This is a genomic window from Polyangium jinanense, from assembly GCF_028435365.1.
In genome coordinates this window covers 517,636-538,626 of sequence record NZ_JAGTJJ010000002.1, presented here as the reverse complement: position 1 = coordinate 538,626, position 20,991 = coordinate 517,636, and the positions used below count along the sequence as shown (strand labels likewise).

Annotated in this window: 14 protein-coding genes; 1 reads left to right on the top strand and 13 read right to left on the bottom strand. The window is 68.0% G+C overall.

What is annotated here, in order from left to right; all coding sequences use genetic code 11:
- Nucleotide 1: 1 nt before the first annotated feature.
- On the bottom strand, nt 2-937 hold the full coding sequence (gene cysD / locus KEG57_RS07210) for a sulfate adenylyltransferase subunit CysD (protein WP_276605096.1): 936 nt from the start codon (nt 935-937) through the stop codon (nt 2-4).
- A 73-nt stretch (nt 938-1,010) separates the two neighbouring features.
- On the bottom strand, nt 1,011-2,129 hold the full coding sequence (locus KEG57_RS07205; protein WP_272458324.1) for a hypothetical protein: 1,119 nt from the start codon (nt 2,127-2,129) through the stop codon (nt 1,011-1,013).
- Between the two features lie 294 nt (nt 2,130-2,423).
- Here KEG57_RS07205 and KEG57_RS07200 point away from each other — a divergent pair, with 294 nt between their 5' ends.
- Nucleotides 2,424-2,906 (top strand): cytochrome c oxidase assembly factor Coa1 family protein, encoded by a 483-nt coding sequence (locus KEG57_RS07200; protein WP_272417305.1) that lies wholly within the window; start codon nt 2,424-2,426, stop codon nt 2,904-2,906.
- A 9-nt stretch (nt 2,907-2,915) separates the two neighbouring features.
- On the opposite strand, the gene KEG57_RS07195 is transcribed toward KEG57_RS07200, so the two are convergent.
- From KEG57_RS07195 to KEG57_RS07145, 11 genes are all read right to left on the bottom strand, one after another.
- Complete coding sequence (locus tag KEG57_RS07195; RefSeq protein ID WP_272417304.1) at nt 2,916-3,308, bottom strand: DUF4150 domain-containing protein; 393 nt, start codon at nt 3,306-3,308, stop codon at nt 2,916-2,918.
- A 5-nt stretch (nt 3,309-3,313) separates the two neighbouring features.
- A complete protein-coding gene (locus tag KEG57_RS07190) occupies nt 3,314-3,976 on the bottom strand; it encodes a DUF3540 domain-containing protein (RefSeq protein ID WP_272417303.1) in 663 nt (220 codons plus the stop codon).
- A 14-nt stretch (nt 3,977-3,990) separates the two neighbouring features.
- Nucleotides 3,991-5,037 carry a pentapeptide repeat-containing protein gene (locus KEG57_RS07185; protein WP_272458323.1) on the bottom strand — a complete coding sequence of 349 codons (1,047 nt, stop codon included), beginning with the start codon at nt 5,035-5,037 and terminating at the stop codon, nt 3,991-3,993.
- On the bottom strand, nt 5,034-7,673 hold the full coding sequence (locus KEG57_RS07180; protein ID WP_272458322.1) for a DUF2169 domain-containing protein: 2,640 nt from the start codon (nt 7,671-7,673) through the stop codon (nt 5,034-5,036). The genes KEG57_RS07185 and KEG57_RS07180 overlap by 4 nt, the downstream gene beginning before the upstream one ends.
- Entirely contained in the window at nt 7,670-10,078 is a 2,409-nt protein-coding gene (locus KEG57_RS07175; RefSeq protein WP_272458321.1) for a type VI secretion system Vgr family protein, read from the bottom strand. Before KEG57_RS07175 ends, KEG57_RS07180 begins: the two co-directional genes overlap by 4 nt.
- A gap of 80 nt (nt 10,079-10,158) precedes the next feature.
- Nucleotides 10,159-12,747 carry a hypothetical protein gene (locus tag KEG57_RS07170; RefSeq protein ID WP_272458320.1) on the bottom strand — a complete coding sequence of 863 codons (2,589 nt, stop codon included), beginning with the start codon at nt 12,745-12,747 and terminating at the stop codon, nt 10,159-10,161.
- A complete protein-coding gene (locus KEG57_RS07165) occupies nt 12,744-15,395 on the bottom strand; it encodes an AAA family ATPase (protein WP_272458319.1) in 2,652 nt (883 codons plus the stop codon). The genes KEG57_RS07170 and KEG57_RS07165 overlap by 4 nt, the downstream gene beginning before the upstream one ends.
- Nucleotides 15,396-15,437: 42 nt before the next feature.
- On the bottom strand, nt 15,438-16,196 hold the full coding sequence (locus tag KEG57_RS07160; RefSeq protein WP_272417297.1) for a hypothetical protein: 759 nt from the start codon (nt 16,194-16,196) through the stop codon (nt 15,438-15,440).
- Complete coding sequence (locus KEG57_RS07155) at nt 16,193-18,934, bottom strand: OmpA family protein (protein WP_272458318.1); 2,742 nt, start codon at nt 18,932-18,934, stop codon at nt 16,193-16,195. The genes KEG57_RS07160 and KEG57_RS07155 overlap by 4 nt, the downstream gene beginning before the upstream one ends.
- 4 nt (nt 18,935-18,938) lie before the next feature.
- Nucleotides 18,939-19,346 carry a hypothetical protein gene (locus KEG57_RS07150; protein ID WP_272417295.1) on the bottom strand — a complete coding sequence of 136 codons (408 nt, stop codon included), beginning with the start codon at nt 19,344-19,346 and terminating at the stop codon, nt 18,939-18,941.
- A gap of 20 nt (nt 19,347-19,366) precedes the next feature.
- Nucleotides 19,367-20,989 carry a hypothetical protein gene (locus tag KEG57_RS07145; protein WP_272417294.1) on the bottom strand — a complete coding sequence of 541 codons (1,623 nt, stop codon included), beginning with the start codon at nt 20,987-20,989 and terminating at the stop codon, nt 19,367-19,369.
- Nucleotides 20,990-20,991: the final 2 nt, after the last annotated feature.

Genomic DNA, 20,991 nt, shown 5'->3' with positions numbered 1-20,991 from the left:
CTCAGAAGTACCCTTCGCGCTTCTTCTCTTCCATGCTCCCCGACTGATCGAAATCGATGAGCCGACCCTGGCGCTCGCTCTGCCGCGCGAGGAGCATCTCCTGGATGATCTCGGGCAGCGTCGTGGCATTGCTTTCGATCGCGCCCGAGAGCGGATAACAGCCGAGCGTCCGGAACCGGACGTTCTTGATCACCGGCGCCTCGCCCGGCCGGAGCGGCAGCCGCTCGTCATCGACCATGAGGAGCACGCCGTCGCGCTCCACGACCGGGCGCGGCGCCGCGAAATACAGCGGCACGATCGGCAATTTTTCCTGGTGGATGTATTGCCAGACGTCGAGCTCGGTCCAGTTCGAGAGCGGAAACACACGAATGCTCTCGCCCTTGTGAACCTCGGTATTGTAGACGTTCCAGAGCTCCGGGCGCTGGTTCTTCGGGTCCCAGCGGTGGTTCTTGTCGCGGAACGAAAAGACGCGCTCCTTCGCGCGCGATTTCTCCTCGTCACGCCGCGCGCCGCCGAACGCCGCGTCGAAGCCGTACTTGTCGAGCGCTTGCTTCAGCGCCTGCGTCTTCATCACGTCGGTGTGCACCTTGCTCCCGTGCGTGATCGGACCGACGCCGGCGCGCAGGCCCTCCTCGTTCGTGTAGACGAGCAGATCCACCCCGAGCTCGCCCTTCACGTAGCCATCGCGATAGGCATACATGTCCCGGAACTTCCACGTCGTGTCCACGTGGAGCAGCGGGAACGGCAGCTTCGCGGGGTGGAACGCCTTCCGCGCGAGGTGCAGGAGGACCGTGCTGTCCTTGCCGATCGAGTAGAGCATCACGGGTCGCTCGAAGCACGCGACGACCTCGCGAAGAATGTGGATGCTCTCGGCCTCGAGCATCTTGAGGTGCGTGAGCTTTCCCTGGGACATGCTGCTCTCGACGCGCTGGGTCATGCCCGAGCGTCGGAGCAGAACATCCCGCGAACACGCCATCTGTCAAGGGCGTCCGGCCACGCGGCGAGCCCGCTCACGCCGCGATCGAGCACAATCGATCGCGGAGCGCGGCAAACGAAGGCGCGTGATGCCCCACGAGAGAGACGGCCACGTTCGCCGCGCGCTCGCGCGTGGCGCGGGGCGCGTCGCTCGCGACGACCCGGAGCGCGAGCTCGGCTTCGAGCGGCACGTCGCCGAGCAAGCCCGCGAGCTCGAACGCGCGCACGGAAAACGCGGCGGGGACCTGGCCGAGCATCGCGAGAAGGCGCAAGGCGCGCGCCGCGAGCGCGAGATCGTCGAGGGACGCGGGGAAGGCCCGGAAGCGGTCTTCGAGGGCCTCCACGACGAACGAGGAGCGCGCCCGCGCCGCGTCGAGCTGCCCCGAGGCGGCGAGCGTCTCGGCCCGCTTCTGCTCGAAGATCGGGCGCGTGGGCAGAGGCTCGCGCGCGATGGCCGACGCGAGGAAAACGAGCGCCTCGCCGAAGAGGCCCATGCGACAGAGCGCGGTCGCCGTGGCCTCGCGGCGAAAGGCGTCGAGCGCGGGCGAATCGTTCCTATCGCGGACACGGGCGACGGCGAGGGCCACGTCGTAACGTGCCCCCGCGATCAACGTCTCGATCGCCCCGGTGATCGCCTCGGCCGCGAGCTTTGGCCCGAGCAGCGGCGCAAACGCCGATATTTCGACCCATCGCGCGGGCGTCACCACGAGCGGGCCCGCTTCGAGCGAGCCGCCGAGCGGCAACGCCGCGAGCTTTTCGAACAGGAAAAGCGCCTCGTCGTCGTGGCCGAGCGCGCATTCGATTCGACCGAGGCCGAGCACGGCGCGGAGCGCGAGGGCGAGCGCCGTGAGATCGCCATTTCGATGGAACGACCGTGTGAGCTCTCCGATCGACGCGAGGTAGAGGCGCCGCGCGTCGATCGGACGGCCCAGGAGCGAAGCGAGCCGGGCGGTCTCCTCGAAGCAGAGGGCGAGATCCGGGAGGCGGATCGTTTCGTCTTCGAGGGCCCGATCGAGGCGCGCGGCGATGTCCACGCACGCGGGCTCGATCGGCCCGCGCTGCCACTTCTCGCGCGGGGCCAGGAATTCGTCGCAAAGAAAAGCGCTCGGCCCGCCGCCCGGAGCGGCTGGCCATGTAAGGGCGATGGCGCTCATGATGACCGCCTTTCAAGGTGCGTCCGAAAACCGGGCAATGCCCGGCGAGTGCCTCCGAAGAGGCGTGCGCCCCCGGAGAGGCGCTATCGGGGCGAGGTCTCCCAGCCCCGTGGGTGCTGCATTCGATTGTGGCCGGGCGCTGCGGACGTCAACGCTCGGTGGATTCGATCATTACGGGATCCACCCTGGAATGGCAACGAAATTGGCCCCCTGTATGGGACAACAAATGTCCGATCCCGGGGCGCACGTCGAGGGCGCTTGACGCCGCCGCGGCCGCAGGCCTTCATGGACGGCATGCAGCCTGTCATCCAGCCTGCGAAGAAGCCTGCCGGAAAAGCCATGTCCCTCCTCGGCGTGCTCGTCCTCTTCGCGCTCCTCGCGTCGTCGTGCGTGGGCAAATACATGTACACAATTTCGGCCCCGCCCATCGCGCGGACGGTCGAGCTCGTGGAGAAGGACGCCGCCGTGGCCGCGGCGCTCGGGAGCCCGGTCTCGGTCTCGCTGGCCGTGGGGACGTCGCTCCGCCGCGACCTGCTCCGCAAGCTGCGGGGTACGGACAACGTGGACGTCGACACGAAGGTCAAGGGCCCGAAGGGCGAGGCCCGGCTCGAGCTTCGCGCGCTCAACATGGAAAACCAGGGCTGGGACGGAAGGTTCTCCGTCAAAATCGAAGGGCGCCCCGTGCTGCGCGAACAGGGCTACGTGCAAGAAGGCGCGAGCACCCTGCTCGAAGGCGACTTCGCCCCCGACGGCGCCCCGCGCATCAAGAAGCCCTGATCGGGCGCCTCACGGCGCGAGCAAGAGCACCTTCGGCTGGCTCGGCACGATCCGCATGCCGGGGCAATTCGTCGAATTCTGCAAGGCCATGCTGGTCATGCGTGTCGCCGGCATTCCGCCGACGAGCACCCGGAACGCGGCCGTCAGGTGCCGCGAAGGCCCCATCACCGTCCCCGACGCCACGCCCATCGCCACGCCGGCGTTATCGCCGTTCGTCATCGGAATGCACGTGGTCATGTTGTGCGAGGGCGTGCACGTGAAGAGGACCTTGTAACAGGCCGAAACGGCCATCACCCCGACGGCGATGTTCGGATAAGGGACCGGCGTGGGCGCGGGCATGGGCGTGAGGCACACGTCCGGAAACCCGAGGTCCATTCCCATCATCTGCGTATTCGCGAACATGGCCGTCACCCCAGGTGGATCTGCTCGCCGTCGACCTTCACGAGCTCCTTCGCCATCACGATCGCGTGCTCGGCGCGCATGCTCAGCGTGCGCTTGGCTGCGTGATCGATGCTCTCGGCGCGGAGGTTGTCCTGCTCGGTCACGACCCGATAGACACGCTTCGCCTTCTGGAAGATGCGATCCGCGATCGAATCGAGCGCCTCGGCGACGACCTTCACCACGCCGACCTCGGCATGCACGGCGCTGCTGAAGACCCCGAGGCGCTCGGCGGACACGGCGGCGTCGGCCGCTTGAATCGTGGCGCGCCCGGCAATCATGCTGATCTCCTGCTCGGTCACGACCTCCACGCCCTCGCGCGAGAGCACGCGCACCTTGCCGGAAGGCGCCTCGATCGAGGCATCTCCTTCGAGCACGATCCGCGAGCTCGCCTCGGCATCGCGCTCCAGCACCGCGAGCACGTACGCCGCGCCGCTCTCCAGGAGCACGACGAGCACGGCATCACCCGCCGTCGGTGCCAGCAGGCAGCTCGCGGCGCGCCGCGCGACGAGGATATCGTCCGCGACCTCGACCCGGATGAGCTCTCCCTCGATGGCGTGGACCGTCCCGACCTCCTGGACGGCGCGGCCTCGGGGGGATTTCGCTCGCTTTCGTTGCGGCTCGAAATTCATGACAAACCACTCCTTCAGCTTGGAACGAAGCTCTCCGCCTTTGCGAGCTCGCGATCGTCGCCCAGCGCGAGCGCACGATCCGTGAAAATGGCCTGGGCCTCCACGGTACGGTGGAATCTGGCCCGGAACAGGGTCGCGCCCGAGAAGTCGGAGTTCGACACGTCGGCGTTCGAGAAATCCGCGTACGTGAGATCCGCGGCGGGCAAGAGCGCCCCCACGCAGCGGGCGCGATGGAAGATGCACTGCGCGAGCTTCGCTTTCGCGAAATTCGCTCCCGAGAGATCCGCGTCCGCGAAGATCGCCTGATGAAAATCGCCGCGGCGCGCCCGCGCGGAGACGAGCTTCGCCTCCACGAAAAGCGTGTTCTTCGCGTTCACGTCGTCGAGGTTCGCGCCCGAGAGATCGGCGCCCTTGAAATTCGCCTGCACGAGGTGCGCGCCCGAAAGATCGGTCCCGCGCAGGTCACACTCCATGAGCTGCGTCAGCCCGAGATCCACGCCAGGGAGCGACATCCCGGACAGGTTCGAGCCGACGAGCACGGCCGTCTCGAAGCGCGCCTTCTCGAAGAGGACCTTGCGCAGATCCGTCTTCAGCACGGCCGTTTGTCGGACCACGCTGCGCGTGAGCCAGAGCCCCGCGAGGTCACACGAGACCAGGCTCGACCGATCGAGCACGACGTCCACGAAGCTCGCGCCTTCGAGCTTTCCTTCGAGGATGTTCGTATTGTGCACCTTCGTGCGCTCGAACTTCGCGCCCGTCAGGTTGCATTTGTTGAAATTGGCGAACGAGAGATTCGTGTCCTCGAACGAGACGCCTTCGAGATTGCACTCCACGAACGACGCGTGCCGCGCGTCCACGCCCGCGAGGTTCACGCCCCGCAGATCCGTGCGATGCACGATCACCTCGCGCAGGTTCGCCCCGGCGAAGTTCGCCCCGGCAAACTTGCTCTCCTCGGCGATGAGTCCCCCGAGGGACGCCCCTTGGAGATCGAGCCCCGAGAAATCCAGCCGCTGAAGCACCTCTCCGCGCCCGACGAGACGCTCGAGCTCTTCCTTGTTCATGCGCCGCCCTCCCGCACGAAGCGCACCTGCGTCACGTTCGCCGCGTCGAAGCTCGTCTTGTCGTCGCCCTTCATCCGCGCGAGATCGGCCCGGAACAGGCTCGCGCCGCGGAAATCGGCTCCGGCGACCTTCGCCTTTTGCATGACCGCGAGCATGAGGTCCGCCCCGCGCAGTGTCGCCTTGTCGAGGTTCGTCCGCACCCAGCGCGACTCCCGGGCGCGAATCCGATCGAGCTTCGCGCCACGCAGATCACATTCGCTGAGGTCGCCGCGGTCGATCTTCGCCTCCGTCAGATCCGCCTCGACGAGCGCCGTCCCGCGCAGGTTTGCCTCGACGAACGTGGCCCCCCGGAACGAGGCGCCCGAAAAGTCGCTCTCCTCGACGAACCGGGCATTGTCGAGCGCCGCCTTGTCGAGGTTCGCGTCCTTGGCCTTGCACCGCAAGAACACGGCCGAGACGAGCTTCGCCCCTGTCATTTTCGCGCCCGAGAGATCACATTCGAGGAACGTCACGCCCGAGAGATCCGCCTCGGAGAAGTCCACTTCGGCGAGGCGCGCTTCGAGCAGCCGCGCACCCGCGAGCTTGACCCGGCGGAGCACGACGTCGCCGAACGTCGCCTCGAGGAGCGACGCACCCGTGAGATCGGCGCCCGCAAAATCGGCGCCCGCGAGGTTTGCCTTGTCCAGCGTGGCTTGCGCGAGCGCGGCCTTCGCGAGCTTCGCGCCCGTGAGCGTGGCCGCACCGAGGTTCGTCTCGACAAGCTCGGCCTCTTCGAGGTCTGCCCCGGTGAGGTCCGCCCGCGCGAGCACCGCGCCCCCGAGCCGCGCTTTTCGGAGCACGCTCCCCCGCAGATTCGCGTTTTCGAGCATGGCGCCTTCGAGGTCCATGCCCGAGAGATCCATTCCTTCGAGCGACGCGCCCGTCAGATCCCGCCCGGCGAGGGATTGCCCCGTCGCCCGCGCTTCGACCACGAGCGCCCGCGCTCGCTCCATCGGCTCACCGGAGAGCGACCCTGCCGGCGGGTAATGATGTGCGAACCGCTGGTACATCTCCCGCAACTTCGTCTCGGTGTATCGCAGTTTCCGCTCGAACTCGGGGTCCGCGAGGTGGGTTTCGAGCGGCTCGCTGGGCGTCCCCTCCTCGCGGTATCGCTTTGCGAGGGCCCGGAACTCGGCGAGCTGGGCATCGGCGGAGAACTTCGGCGGGCCGGCCGCCTCCGCCTGTGCCTTCCGCATCTGCTCGTCGTAATCGAGCCCGGCCGCCTCGCACCGCGCGCGGACGTTCGCGATGGCCTCCTCCCGCTGCTTCTTCACCTGCTCGCGGGCCTTCTCCATTTCCTTTTCCATCTGCTCGACGTGCTCGGCCATGTCGTCGACGTCGGGCAGCGGGGCCTCGGGCGGCAATGCCTGCGGCACCTTCGCGTTTTTCTTGCTGTCAGGGAAATCGTCGAGGTTCTTGTCCACGTCGGCGAGCCGCGCCTCCATCCCCGCGCGCAGGTTCTTCGAGACGAGACGCTCGGTCGTGGTCCCCGGCAGCCCCACCTCGTCCGCGCGGAACGCCGCGTACGACGCGCCGATCGGTAAGAGCTCGCGGTCGCGCAGCGCGTGCAGATGCCCCTTCTCCTTGTCGAGGCGGCGTGCAAAGACCTCCTGGTAATACGCCGAGCTCCGCTTCTGATCCTTCGCGTCGAGCGCGCCGAGGAAATGGAGCACGTCCTTCGCGTCGTCCTCGGCGATCCGCACGACGCCGCGGAAAAGCAGGATACCGAGATTCGCGCCGGGCAAGAGGTGCACCGTCTCCATGCGCAACGGCACCTCCACCCATTCCTCGCCGCGGGGCGTCTTCTGGGTGATGAACGCGCGGCCCACGACCTCGGGGACGCGGGAGACGATCCGCGCCCGCTCGGGGTGCACGTTTTCGAGCTCGATCGGCTCGCCCCCCGAGAAAAACCCTTCGATGCGCTGATCGGGCGGGGCGACGTTGAAGAAGCTCCAGTCGAAATCGCTAGGCATTCCGGGCGCCTCGTTGTCGAGCCATTTCTTGTCGTACGTGCCCGAGTTCGCCCACCGCTCCGGCAGCGTGAGGTCAGCGGGACCAAACGTCGCCGGCTCGGGCCGATCTCCCGGCGCCTTCACGAGCCGCTTCGGGGTCTCCACGTTCGGCAGGAAATGCACCTCGCCGCCGCTCTCGGTCTTCTCCGGCGCAACGCCTCGGCCGATGGGGTTTTTTGTGAACCCCTTGCCGCCGAACGCCCGCGACCACGTGAGAGGCATCTCCGTGAACGGCGCGGGCTCCGAGGGAACGCCGAGCTTCCAGGTGCGATCGCCGAAGACGGCCAGACGTTTGTCGATGGCGCCTACCTTGAGGCGCACCGGACAAACCGGCGCCGGCCCACCCGGTGGATAGGCCTTTCCACTGAGGAGCACCTCGCCGTTCGGCTTCGGGCGGCACACGTCGAGCGGCACGTTCGGCCCGAGCTCTTTCGTGATCGAGAGCCAGAGCGCCGCTTCCGGGACGAGGGAGGGCTCCTCGTCGAGCGTGAAGCCCGCGAGGAGCGAAACGACGAAATGGGGCTCGCGGCGCGCCTCGAAGACGCCCGTCATGACGCCGAGGCGGAGGGGCTTGATGGTCTTCATGCGAGCATGAAAATGCCGACCTGGGTGATGGTCACGCTCTGCTGGATGAGCGTGATGCTCACCGAACCGAGCTCGGCCTCTTTCTTCACGATCTTGCCCTTCTTGAGCTCGAACTCGGCGACGCGATCCACGAGCGAAAGCGTCGCGCCGAACCGGATCTCCGCGGCGAGGATCCCCTCGATCTTGCCGCCCACGAGGCCCTCCATCTTGAGCCCGAGAACGTTCTCGTTCTTGATGCCGATGTACGTCTCGAACTGGGAGCCCTTGACGGTCATCTCCTGGCCGAGGATCTCGTGGATTTCGGACGTGCTCTTCGTCTCGACCTTCGGGGCCTTGATCAGGATTTCCGACTTCGCGGTGACGTCCATGCGCCCGGCCGTCGCGTCGATCACGACATTGCCGCTGGACGATTTCATCGTCATGTTCCCCTTGCTCAGGAGGTCCATCGTCGAGCCGCTCGACTCGACCTTGACCAATCCCTTGCTCAGGATCTCGGTCTTGCCCGTCGTGTCGAACTTCGTGTTGTTCGACGTGACCGTGACCGTGTAATCGCCCTTCGTCGTCGTGGTCATCGACCCCGCAGGCACGTTCGTGATCCAGTTGCCGGTGTCCACGTCGAGCTGGTACTTCCCGCCGAGGGTCTGCACGTTGATGTGGCTGTTCGCCACGATCTTGATGCAGCCATCTGCCGGATCGTCGCCCACCGAGACGCCCACGCCGAGGACCATCCCGCCGCCGATCGTCGACTTCCAGTGGTCGCACACGTCGACGGTCCAGCTCCCGCCGCCGTTCATGCCCACGGTCTGGTCGTAATCCTTGCCAGCGTGGAGCAACGTATTGTCGTCCGTCTTCACGATGAGCTCGTGCTCCTCGTTCGGCGAGCCCATGCGAACGTACGAGTTCGAATACGGCGTCGACAACGTGATTCGCTGCTGCCCGGCGAGGTCCTCGAGCTCGAGCCGGTTCCTGCCGCCCGTTTGAATGACGTTTTTCGTATGGTTGCCGCTCGTCACCGGGCTCGGCGTGAGCGCGTTCGGCACGACGCCGGTGATCACCGGGCGATCTGGGTCGCCGCCGAGGAACGTGAACACCACCTCGGTCCCTTTGCGCAGCGGGAAATGGAAGCCCTCGATGCCGCCACCGTGCGGCTGCATCATGCGCACGTACGTCGAGGCATTGCCCTGCTTCAGGTTGCTCTCGTCGTACTTGAACTTGACGAGGTAACGGCCCTGATCGTCGATCTGCGCGTACTCGCTGTCGGCCGAGCCGTCGACGATGCCGTTCTCCGCGCCGAAGATGCGCGGCCACGGCGTGCGGCATTCGGGCCGGAACTGCACGTCGGCGGGGATCGCGTCGACCTCGACGAAGTACACCTCCTCGTGGTCGAGCTCCATGAGCTCTTTCCACTGGGTATGCCCGGCGGCCTGGTTCCCGTAATGGTGCACCTCGATGGCCAAAAACTTCTTGTTGAACGAGGGCTTCGGGTGCTCGTCGAGCTCGAAGGTATGGCCGCTCCGCAGATGCGAGCGCGTGCCCGTCGCCCGGAAGACGACCTCGCGGGCGAGCATCTCCTCGGCGCGGATCTGCGCGAGCCGCTTGCCGTCGCTCGGCGAGAAGAATCGAGCGCCGTAGACCGTCACCTCCGCCGTGCCGTGCTGCGAGACGTTCGCCTGACCCGACACGTCGAGGTTCGGCTTGGCGTAATCGTAATCCTTCAGCTTGACCACGGCCGGCAGCGAGGTGTGGCGCGCCCGGAACGTGCGGAACGAGGGGCCCGCGCTGCGATCCATGCCCGTCTGCGGGAAATACCGCACCGGCGCGCCGAGCGGCTCCGCGGGGTAGCCTTCCGTGTCGCAGATGATGAGCTTCTCGCCGTTCTCCGAGTGCTCGAAATAATAATAAATGCCATCGCGCTCCATCCACCGCGAGATGAACGCGAGATCGCTCTCGTGATACTGGCAGACGTGCTCTTCCTTGCCGTACCCCGAAAGCCGGATCTCGAAATCGTCCGAGGTGAAGCCATTGTCCTCGAGGATCGCCTGAATGATCTCGGGCACGCTCTTCTTCGTGAAGTTGCGCGAGTGACGCGAGAGCCCGAGGGTCCAGAGGCGCGGCACGATCACAGCGCGGACGAGCGATCGACCGCCGAAGCTGTGCAGGTGCTCGAGGCTGCCGAGGATCCCCGCGATGATGAAGGGCGGCAGCTTGTCGTCGGCGCGATCGATCACGAGCCGTGCCTTGCCGCCGATGCCGTCCGCGAGGTCGATTTCCTCTCCGTCGGCCTCCTCGACCACGACCATGACCTCGAACTCGTAGGGCCGCGAGATGCCCTCCACGCCTCGAAACGTGGCGACGCGACTGTTCTCGGGAAGTGCGCTCGATTCAAGGGTGATCAGGTCCGCCATAGGCTTGGATGGGAGGATAGATCACGGTCGAGCCGCGTGAGAAGGGAAAACCCGCAGCGCGGCAACCCCGCTAGATCACGCTAGATCACGCTCCGCGGCCCCGTCACGGCCGCGTGTACGGTCCGCATCGCATCTCGAGCCGCGCCTGCCTCGTCCCGCATCACCGCGAACCACCGCGCCGGCGTGAGCATCGCGTCGGGCAGGAGCCGCTCCAGCAAATCGATCGCTTCGGCCCGCCGCGAGAGATCCGATCCACCGAAATCGGCCACCACCTCGGCGATCGTCGAGAGGACGACGATCACGGCCTCGCAATCGGACGAACGGCCCGCGTGTGGATTCTTGCCATCTTCCGCCGCCGGCGCTGGAAACCACCGCAGGAAGCGTGCTTCGAGCGCACGCCGATCCTTTTCGATGGCCTCGCGCAGCGCCTTTGATCCTTCCCCCTTCGCCGCCGTGTCCGCCGGGACCCCGAGCGCCGCCTCCGCGCGGGATGCCTCCGCGTTCGCATCCGCCTCGGCCGCCATCGCTTCGATCGCCGCGATGCTTCGTTTCTCGGCGAGCGCGCCGAGCTCGTCCACGAGCCCGCCGAGCTCGGCGCGGAGCCGCGCCGCCCGCGCCTCGACCGAAAGGTTCTCTTCGTCCGGCGGTCCCTCCACGTGGATCTTCGGCCCCGTGAAGAGCTTGCCCTCGCAGATCTCGACGAGCGCGTCGTCGTCGAGGAAATGATAAAATGCCCGCTCCCCACGCGCCCGCTGCCGCGCAACCAGCGCCCGCAGCGCCTCGTTCTCCTCCCCGAGCGCGACCACGCTCACGGCAATTGGCACGTCCCCGACCTTCTCCCGCGCGGCCTGGATCACGTCCTCGCGCACCACGGCGTCGCCGTCGGTCACGAGCACGATCTGCGCCCGTGCGAGATCCGGGTCCTCGTCCTTCGCCGCCCGGATCTGCTCGAAGCTCGACAACAGCGCATTCTCGATGTCCGTGCCGCCCTTGCGCACCGTCCCGACGACGTCGGCCATCGCCGCGATCGCTTCCTTGCCCTTGCTGATCCGCGAAATCGGCCCGATCTTCTTGGTGAAATATCGATAATGCAGGGTGAGGCGCGTCGACCGATCCCCCTCGGCGAAGCGCTTCACCAGCATGCCGAGCTCCGCGAGCAGAATCGCGTCCCGCACCCGCGCCCGCGCGCCCTTCTTGCCGTCTTCGAGCATCGAGCTCGACCCGTCGAGCACGTAGATGCGCGCCTCGCCCACGAGACGCGTCCGCGTCCGCTTCTTGACCTCCTGCTCGACGTAGCGCCGCGCGAGCAGCCGCCCCTCCGCGAGCGCGAGCAGGACCGTGCGTGGATCCTCGATGACCGCGTGCGGGATGTCGAGCACGTCGCGCGCGGGCATGAGCAACAGATCCGGAGTCGGGTGTCGGACGATGCGCACGCGTGTCTCGACCTCGGCCACGCGCACGGGCGCGAGCGGAACGCCGACGTCGACCGTGCCGTCGATCGCGCAAAGCGCCGCGTGCGTCTCGGCCTCGTTCTCGGGCGCGAGCCATTGCAACGCGAGCAGGCGGTATTTTTTGTCTTCGTCGCTCTCGCCCTTGGACGGCTTCGTCTGCGCTTTGCGCGCCTTGACGTACCCTTCCGCGATCGCGGCCATCGCCGCGCCGCCGAACATCTCCTCGCTCGATCGGCGCAAGCTGCGGAGTTGGTCGGCCTCGGGATCCTCGCCCTCACCTTCGCCGAGCTTCTGGCGCGCGCGGGAGGTCGCGGCGGAAAGCCCCTCGTCGCCGGCCGCGAGCGAGACGCCGTCGAGCGCGACGAGCGCGGCGTGGAGCCTTTGCCGTTCGCCCCGCGCGAGGGCGTCCTTCGCCTGATGCAAGAGCCCGCGGTGTGGCGAGAGCCCCGCGGCTTCGAGTCGATCGATCCGCGCGATCTCCATGGCGAGGTGGCGCCTGCGCACCTCCACGCCCTCCTTGCCGAGCGGCAGCGCCGCGGACGCGTCGAGCAGGAGCTTGCGCGCGGATTCGAGCAAGCGGCGTTTGCGCGAGAGAAACTCCGTCTCCCCCCGCGCCGCGTCGAGCAGGTGATCGATCGCGAGCAGCTCGACCTCGACGAGGCGCTCCTCCTCCGGCGAGAGGGGTTTGTCCAGAAAGGTCTCGGTCGCCTCGGAGGTCTCCGGCACGTCCGCGGCAGGCTCGTCTTTGCCAGCCTTCTTCTGCGGTTTGTCCTTCCCGCTCGTTTCGCCGGGCGTGATCGCGAGCGGCGGCGCGATCCGCACCGGATCGATCGCGGCCGCGACGCGACGCGCGGCCTCGTTTTTCTGATCCCTCGCGGCGCGCGCGGCCCGCACCGTGACCTCGTAGAGCCGACGCACCCACGCGGCGTGCGCGAGCGGCACCCGTCCATGGACCACGAGCGTTCGTTCGAGCGCGATCACGTTGTCTTCGAGCTCGCGCACGGCGCCCGTGAGCAGCGCCTCGGGCACGGGTTTGCCCCCGGGCGCGCGCAGCGCATCGAGCAGCGCCGTGACGCGGGCCGTGCGCAGCGCCGGACGATAACCGAGCGCCCGCAGGAGCGGCCGCGCGATACGCACGAGCGGGGCGCGCACGTCGTGCGGCCGCGCCGTGAGCTGCTCGATACGTTCGCCGAGCGAGGAGAGCTCTTCGTCCCTCATGTGTTCTCGACGCGCAGCACTTGTGCCCACGCGGCATCCGCGCGCCGCCGGAAGAGCTCGGTCATGGCGGTGCGTGTCCGCCCGTCGAGGGCATCGATGCGCTGGCGCACGGCATCAACCTCGGCCGCGTGCGCCGGGAACACCTCGGCGACATTGCGTGCCTCGAGGGCAAACCGCGTGAGCGCCCCCTCGTCCCACAGGAGATCGAAGAATCTCGATTCCACGATTTCACGCAAGCGCGCTCCCGCGTCGCCCGCGTGTTCTTCGACGTCCCGCCAGAACCGTTCGAGGTAGTCGAGCGCCCGCCCGATCCGCGCGAGATCCCCGGCGACGACGCGACCGCGCACCACCTCCGGCAGCTTCCCGCACGCCGTCGCGATCGCCGCGGCCGCCTCCGCGGGCGAGGGCGCATCCCGCACGCCTTCGGGCGCGACGACGAGCGCGATCTCGGCGAGCGTGTACGCCGAGGACACGCGCTGCTCGGCCGCGCGAAGGCGGCGATATCCGTCGTAATCGTGGGTTTGTCCCTCGCCGACATTCGGCGCCACGTCCCCGCGGAGGAGCGCCTCCGCCGCCCAGCCGAGGAACGCCTCGGCGGCGATCGCCCGCGCGAGCCCCGCCTTTCCGAGCACGGCGACGAGCGCCTCCACCTCGCGCACGAGCGCGGGCCGGTCGCGCGCGTCGAAGCCTTTGAACACCGCCTCGATCAACGCGCCGAGGCGCGGGCCCGTGACCTTCGCTTTGAGCGTCGACGGCGCGCCGCGCACGCGTTCGAGGCGCGCGGCCATCGCGTCGAGCCGATCGAGCTCGGGCGCGATCGCCGCGAGCACTTCGGCGAGCCTGCGCGAAGGCGCGCTCTTCAGCGCGTTCGTGACCACGCTGCGCAGCGAGATGTCGAGCAGGTTCGTGATGTCGTCCTCGGCCGCGGCCACGGCGCGCTGCCAGGCTTTTTCCTCGCCGGTCTCGTGCACCGCGCCCTGGCCGAGCAAATCGCGCCGGAGCTCGTACAAGGCTTCGAGCGCCTCGATCCGCGCGCGCGCCCTGCCTTGCGCCTCCGTCCCATCGTCGATGATCGACGCGACGAGATCCGTCGAGGAAGCGCCCGCCGCGTGCCCCGCGGCCTCGTCGACCATCACGAGCGCGCGTCCGCGCAGCCAGCGCGCCGTCGCGCGCGTCCCGGCCGTCCCGTCCTCGATCTCGGCCGCAAGACGCGACAGATCCCTCACGACCTCGCTGATCGGCCGGGTCCCACCGCCCGCGGCGGCATCGATCCCGCGACGCAGGACGAGCGCCGCGAGCGCCGCCGTCGCGTCCTTCACGAGCGCACTCGCGCGCGCCGCGTCGATCGATCCCGCGCGCGCCTGCGTCCCGAGCTCGCGCATGACGGAGAGCAAGCGCGTCGCATCGCCCGAGGCAATGGCCTGATCGACCATCACGCGAGGTTTGTCCTCGGGCGCCGGGGGCGGCTCCGACTTGCGTTTCTTCTTTTTGCCCGCGTCCGCCGCCGGCACGGCTACCGCATCGGGTTTCGGCGTCTCGACCGCGGTGGGCCGGGGTTTTACGTGAATGGGCGGCATCTGGGCGAGGCATGATTCGAAGATCGAGCGCTCGGTGCGCACGATCCCGAGCTGCCGCCGCTCGTTCGGATCACTCTCGCGGGTGATCAGCGCCTCGGTCTGGTCGGGTGTGGGGCCCGAGAGCAAGAGGTGCAGCCGCAGCCATTTGAAATCGGACGGCAGGACCTCGAGCGCGCGCTTGGGATTGTGGAGGATGCGGTCCGCGACCACGGCCGCCCGGAGCACGCGGCCCGAGCGAACGGCCGTGCGCGTGGAGATGTAACGTGTCGGGACGAACGCCGGATCGGCGCGCACGGCGGCGTTGAGCTCGCGATCGAAGCGCTCGAGCAGCGCCGCGAGGCCGTCGCATACCGGATCGGAGACGTGGACCTCGTCGACGAGGTGCTGCAAAGCATCGAGGTCCTGGACGCTCAGCGTGGATTCGAGCAGCGGCCGCGACGAACCCCCGACATGCCGGCGCAGCACGAGCCCGAGCTGATTCGGATCGGCGAACCCGCGCGGGACGAACGAGACGAACGCGATACGATCGACGAACGCGAGCAGCGTCTCCCGCGAGCCCTCCAGCACGTCGGCGATGTACCGGTTCGTCGTCATCAATGCGCACTCGATGCGGCCGCGCTTCACCTGCCCGCCTTGCTTCACCTCGCGCTCGTGCAGCACGTTCAGCGCGGAGCGGAGCAGCATGTCGCGGCCGTCGAAGATCTCGTCGAGAAACGCGTGGACGGCGCCGAGCATCCCCTCGTCGGTGAAATGCTCGGTGCGCCCCGTCTCCATGAGCGTCTTGAAATCGATGGGGCCGATGAGATCGGTCTGGACCGTGCTCTCGCCGATCTGCCGCGCGTAGAGGCTCGGCTCGCCCGTCTCCTCGTCGAGGATGCGCCCGAAGACCGCGGAGGCGAGCTGGCTCTTCGCCGTCCCCGGCGGGCCGGTGACGAGCAGGTGCTCGCGCGAGAGCAGCGCGAGCGCGAGCTGGAGGAGCAGGTCGTCGCGCTCGAGGAAGATGTGATGCAGCTCGTCGAAGAAGGCGCGAAAGCGATTGGAAGCGGCTTCGAGGCGGATCGGATCGACCATCGCGGCCGAGGGTAGCGGCCTCGGGGGGCCGAGGTAAAGGCCTTAGAGGACGTGGAAATGAAGCTCGATCGGGAGCCCCACGTGCACGGCCGAGGCCCCGAGGGTCTTGTCCGCGCTCTCGACACGCTCGGTCTGGAAGAGGCTGTAGAGCGCGATGCCGGTCCGCACCGAGAGGGTCGGCGAGAGCTGATAGCCGAACATTCCATACACGGACATCGCGACGCCGAACGTGCTCGACGCCTCGTCGACCTTGCGCCCGTCGGGGAGCCGGAGCGTGCGGTCGTTCGAGCCGAAATACGGCCCGATGCCGAGGCCCGGCAAGAACACGAGCCGCCGCGTGACGGGCAGCATGTAATGGCCGGTGAACTCGAAGAGCCCCGCGACCGCGGTCGCATCGCTGCCGTCCTCGCGCGTGAGGTTGTTGCCGAGCAGGCCGAACGAAGCCGAGACGAGCACCCGCTCGTGCACCGTCAAACCCACGGTGGGCGTCAGCCGGAAGAAGAGCGTCGTATTGCTCTGGTCCTGGTCGAGGAGCGTATCGTTCGAGATGCCCGTGTAACTGAACGCGCTCCGCCCGCCGAAGCTCCATTTCCACGGCGCGGTGGAAACCTCGGGCTCGGGCGAGGGGATCGGCACGACGGCGGGCAGCGAGGCTGCGGGCGGGGGTGGCGGGGCCTGTCCGCGCTTCATCGCCTCGTAATCGGCGAAGGGATCGGGCTGCGCCGCGGCCGTGAGCGAAACGGCCATGCAGGCCGCGGCGGCGAGCGCGGAGGCGGTGAGGCGCTTCGTCCTTCTCCTCATTTGACGCCCTCGACGAGCTCCATGTGGATCTCGATCCGTCGATTTTCCTCGCGGCCCTGCGGGGTGTTGTTGTTCGCGATCGGGTTTTCCGCGCCGCGACCGTCCGAGATCAGGAGATCCGCGGGGACGCCGCGCTGGACGAGCGCATCACGCACCGCCGCGGCCCGATCGGCCGAGAGCTTCTTGTTCGTCGCGCCGGCCCCCCAGCTATCGGTGAAGCCGATCAGCGACACGCGCTTGAACGCGGCCTTGTTCTCGATCAGCACCTTGGCGAGCTCGTCGAGGGAAACCTCGCTCGCGGGCGTGAGCGTCGTCCCCTTCGAGAACTTCACGGGCGGATTCAAGCGGAGCTGCGCGCCGAACCGCGCCACCCGCGTCACGCCGGCCGGCAGGATGAACTCGGGCTGCTTGGCAATCGTGTCCTTGAAGATCTTGTCGGCCTTGCTCGCGAGATCCTTCGCCGTCTCGTACCGTTTGTCGACGTAGGCGGCCTGGGCCGAGGCCATGTATTCGGTCGCCCGGATCCACGCCTCCCCGTCGATCGCGCGACAATTTCGGGTATCGCAGATCTTCTTCGTGATGTTCGCCTCGCGAAGCGCGCTGTCCGCGGCTTCGCGCAGCGCTTCGAGCTTCTCGGCTTCGATCTTCGGATCCGACGCGTCTTTCTTGGGCTTTTGCAGCGCGGCCGAGAATTGCTCCTTGGCCTTGCCGGCGAGCTCGATCGCATACCCGAAACGCCGGTCGACGTAGGCTTGCCGCGCCGAGGCAAGAAGCTCCTTCGCGTTCGCGTACCCCGCGAGGTCACGCTCGCTGCACGCCTCTTTCTCGCAGACCTGCTGCCCCACGCTCGCCTCGCGAATGAGCGCGTCCGCCTTCCTCGTGCGCTCCTCGATCTCTTCGGGACTTCCCCGCTCTGCCGTCACCTCCGCGAGGGGTTCGAGAATGGAGGACGCGTCGTCGGCGAGACGCATCGCGTCGGCATATCGTTTCGCTTGCCAGGCGGCGCGCGACTGCGCGAGGAGCGCATCCGCCTCCTCGAGCCGCTTCTTCGCGTCGGGCGATCGAAGCTTTGCGCGGTCGCGCAGCGAGAGCGCCCGGAACACCCGCTCGTAGGCCGGCCGCCACGAGGCGTCAACCGGCCCCTGTTTCTGCTGCGCAAGCTGCGCGAGCGCTTGCTCCATTTGCTGCATGCGGGCCGAAAGGAATTGCTCTTCGCGCGCCGCCGACCGTTCGTCGACGATTCGCACCGTCGTCCCCGGCGGCGCCGGTGGCACGGGCGGCGGCCCCTGGACGACATAAACGGGCGTCTGGCCCTGCGGCTGCGTGGGCTGCGATTGCGTGGGCTGCTGTGCGCTCGGAGGTCGCGCCGCTGGTGCGGGCGCGGATGCGGGCGCCGCGGGCTTCGTGGCGACCTTCGCAGGCTCCGGCGCCTTCACCTTGGAAAGCACGACGAGCGCGCGATTGGCAAAGTCCTCCGCCTCTTCGTACGATCGTCTTCCGAGCCAGGTATCCGCATTCGAGAGCAGCAGGTTGCCCTGCAAAACCCCCGGATCATTCGGATTCACGGCCTGCGCCCGCGCGCTCTCGATCTGCGCCTTCTGCATGGCCACGACCGCCTTCTTGCGGGCCGTCTCCTCCGCGTCCTCCGCGCGCTTCTGGCTCGCCTGCGCCGCTGCGGGCGCCGCCGGGATCGCGGCGATCACTCCGAGCTTGTCGCAGGCGCGGAATCGCTCGTCCGCGCGCAGCGCATACTCGTAGGCGTGCTCGTAATCGGCAGCCTGGAATCGCTTCTGCGCGAGCGTGAGCATCGCCTCCATCTCGCGGAACGGCCCCGGGCACCGCTGATCTTTCAGCTCGCCGAGCGCCTCCGCGCGCCGGAGCTCCAGCGACACGAGCGTCCTGTCCGCGAGCTCCTCGATCGACGGCGCGGCCCCGCGCGTCCCACCCGCGCGCGGGCGCGGCGGGGCGGCTCGTGGCGCCTCGACGTGGGCCGGCGCGACGGATGGCGTATTCGCCTCCTCCGCTCGCTTCGGCTCCGGCCCGGGTTTGTCGCCCGCGGGCGTCGTCGCCCCCTTTTCCATCTCCGTGACGCTTCCGATCGCCGACACGAACGAAGCCGCCGCGGACTGCCCCGCATTCGCCGCCTCCGCGTACGACTTCACCTCGAACGCATCGATCGCGACCTCCAGCAATGCCTGCCCCTGCTGAAAGTAGACCCCGGCCGAACCCCCGGTCGCGCCTTTTTCGAGCGCCGCCGCCTGCTTCTCGCGCGCCCGGTCGATGGACCGCATGGCCCGGGCCGCCTCGGGCGAGCTCTTGCTTTGCTCTTCGAGATTGCGGAGCCGTGTCTCCAGCTCGATCTTCCGCCGCTCCTCCTCGCTCTCGCCCGCGGCCTTGTCGACGACCCGCAAAAGCCGCTCCGCCTCGTCGCGCTCGGCCAGGTTTTTCGCGGTCGTGAAGAGCTGGATGGCCTGGTATGCGTAGAGCGTCGCGCGCTCGGCGTCGCCGATGCTATGCGCCGACTTCGCGCGGCGAAGCAAATCACGCGCCTCCGCCACGATCTCGGGCCGAGCGATCTTGATGTCGCCGGCATCCTTGCGCGCGAGAAGGCGATCCGCCTCGGCGAGCGGGGCCGGAGGCGGCGCCGACGCGCACGCCGCGATGAGCAAGGCGGGAGCAACACGCGCCGCGAGGAGGAAGGCGCCCGGGAGCCGCGAAAGAAAGCGTGATCGTCTCATGCCATCACTCCGGGGTTTCGTCGGCCATCGGCGCGAGCGCCTGCTCCCTGCGTTTTGCGAGTTTGTCCTCCGCCCGGCGCCGCGCGTAATGCGTCTGGATCATCGAGAGCTGGCCCTCGGCGGTCGCGAGGTAGAGGTCGGCACGCTCGTCGACCTTGCCTTCCTTGGCCTCGGCCTCGGCCGTGACGATCCACGTCTCGGCCCGTTGCAAATCGAGCCGGACCTCATTCGCGAGCGGATCGGACTTCACCTTCTCGAAGGCGCCCCGAACGCGCAAGATCCGCTCGTTCACCTCGAGCGCCGTGGCCGGATAAGGCCCGTAATTGCGACCGCAGCCGGCGACCGCGGACAGGGAGACGCCGAGGAGCGCGGCAAGGACGATTCCTCGGGAGCGACGAACGAGCGAATGCATGGGCGTCCCAAGGCCTCCGGTCAGAAGATGGCCGCCTGGAGTCGCAGGCGGAACGTGTGGGCGAACTGATTCGGCACGACCGCGGCGGCGTCGCGCCGGAGGACGGCCGTGTAGACGACGGAGGCGAACCGCGAGAGGCGCAGGCTCGCGATGTTGTCCCACCGATAGATGGGCCGGTACGTCTCGCCGAGGAACTCGCCGAATTGGTCCGTGTCCACGAACAGGTCGAAGCGGCTCTTCACGGAGAGCATCTTGAACAACGTGAACCCGACGAGCCCCGACGCCTCCGCGCCGTAATCGAAGGAGTCCGTGAGCGCGATCAGATCGAGGTTCGAGCCCGAGCGCGCCTGCACGTACCGCCCGCCGCCGTAAAACGATTGCCGCATCGCAGCCCCGGCGCGGATGCCCAGCGTGATGCCCAGGAAATCGACCCGCGTCCCGAACCCCGCGCCCTCCTGGAAGAACAAGGGAAACCCCCCGGCGAACGTTTCCAGCTCGTCGTTCGCCAGATAATCCCCCTGCTTCACCACCTTCCCCTGCGCGTCACGCGTCGTCGCCCGGTACGGCTGCTCGTCGCGATACGTGGTGTTGAACAGGGTCGCGTATCCCATCGCGTGGGCATACGGGCCGAGGATGCCCACGACGCGATAATTGTAGAGCAGCTCCGCGCTCACCTCGTCGACGACCTTGCGGAGCGGGAACGCCTGCTCGACGGGCGAGGTCAGCGAAAGGACCATCTCGTCGACGCCGACATTGAGCTGGGCGAGGTGACGGCCCGAGTCGTACGCGCCCTCGAAGCTCGTGAATCCGCCGGCCATGAAGACGTCGCCGTTGTACGTGGAAAACTGGTTCATCCGCTGGGCGAACGAGACGTCGGCGCCGATGACCCATTGCACGCGCCACGGGCTCGGCTCGTAGTCGGCCTCGGGGCGCCCGAACTCGGTCCGCACGATCTTCCCGTCCTCGACGACGACGCGGTATTCGGTGAGCTCGCCGCCGCCGATCTGGATCGCGATCGAATTCTGGCTCGCGTTCGGGTTCGTACCGAGCGCGAAGATGTACCGCCCCGGCGGCAGGATCAGCGCCTCCGGCTTCGCCGCCTTGTCGACCGAGGTCGCGACCGGGCCATACACGCGAGCCCCGTCCGCGGACGCGACCACGTACTTGTCCTCGATCGGCGCCTTTCGATCGTCGACGAGGCTCACGCGGAGCACACCAAAATTTTGCGCCGCGGTGACGGTCATTCCTTTTACCACCGTCACGTCGCTCGAAGCCCGGAGCGCCTCGGGCCCCGAGCCCACGAGCACGCGGTATTGGCCCGGCGGCACGGGGATCCGCTCGCCGATGTATCCCCGCGCGACCGTCTCCCCCTCGTACTGCACGAGCACGCTCGCGCCGGGCAACCTCCCCGCCGGGCTCGGCACGAATACGGCGCCGTACCCGGTGGGCAGCGGCGTGATATCCATGTCGAGCTGATCCTGAACGGACATTCCGGAGGTGCGCTTCGGCGCCACGCTCGGGGTCGTCTGGGCGATCGCGGGCGCGGCGAACATCCCCCCGGCGAGGGAGAGGGCCACGCAAAGCGCGCCCGTGAGGCGATGGAAGACGCGGCCGTTTCGCGGAAATGGAATGTGCTGGTTCACGG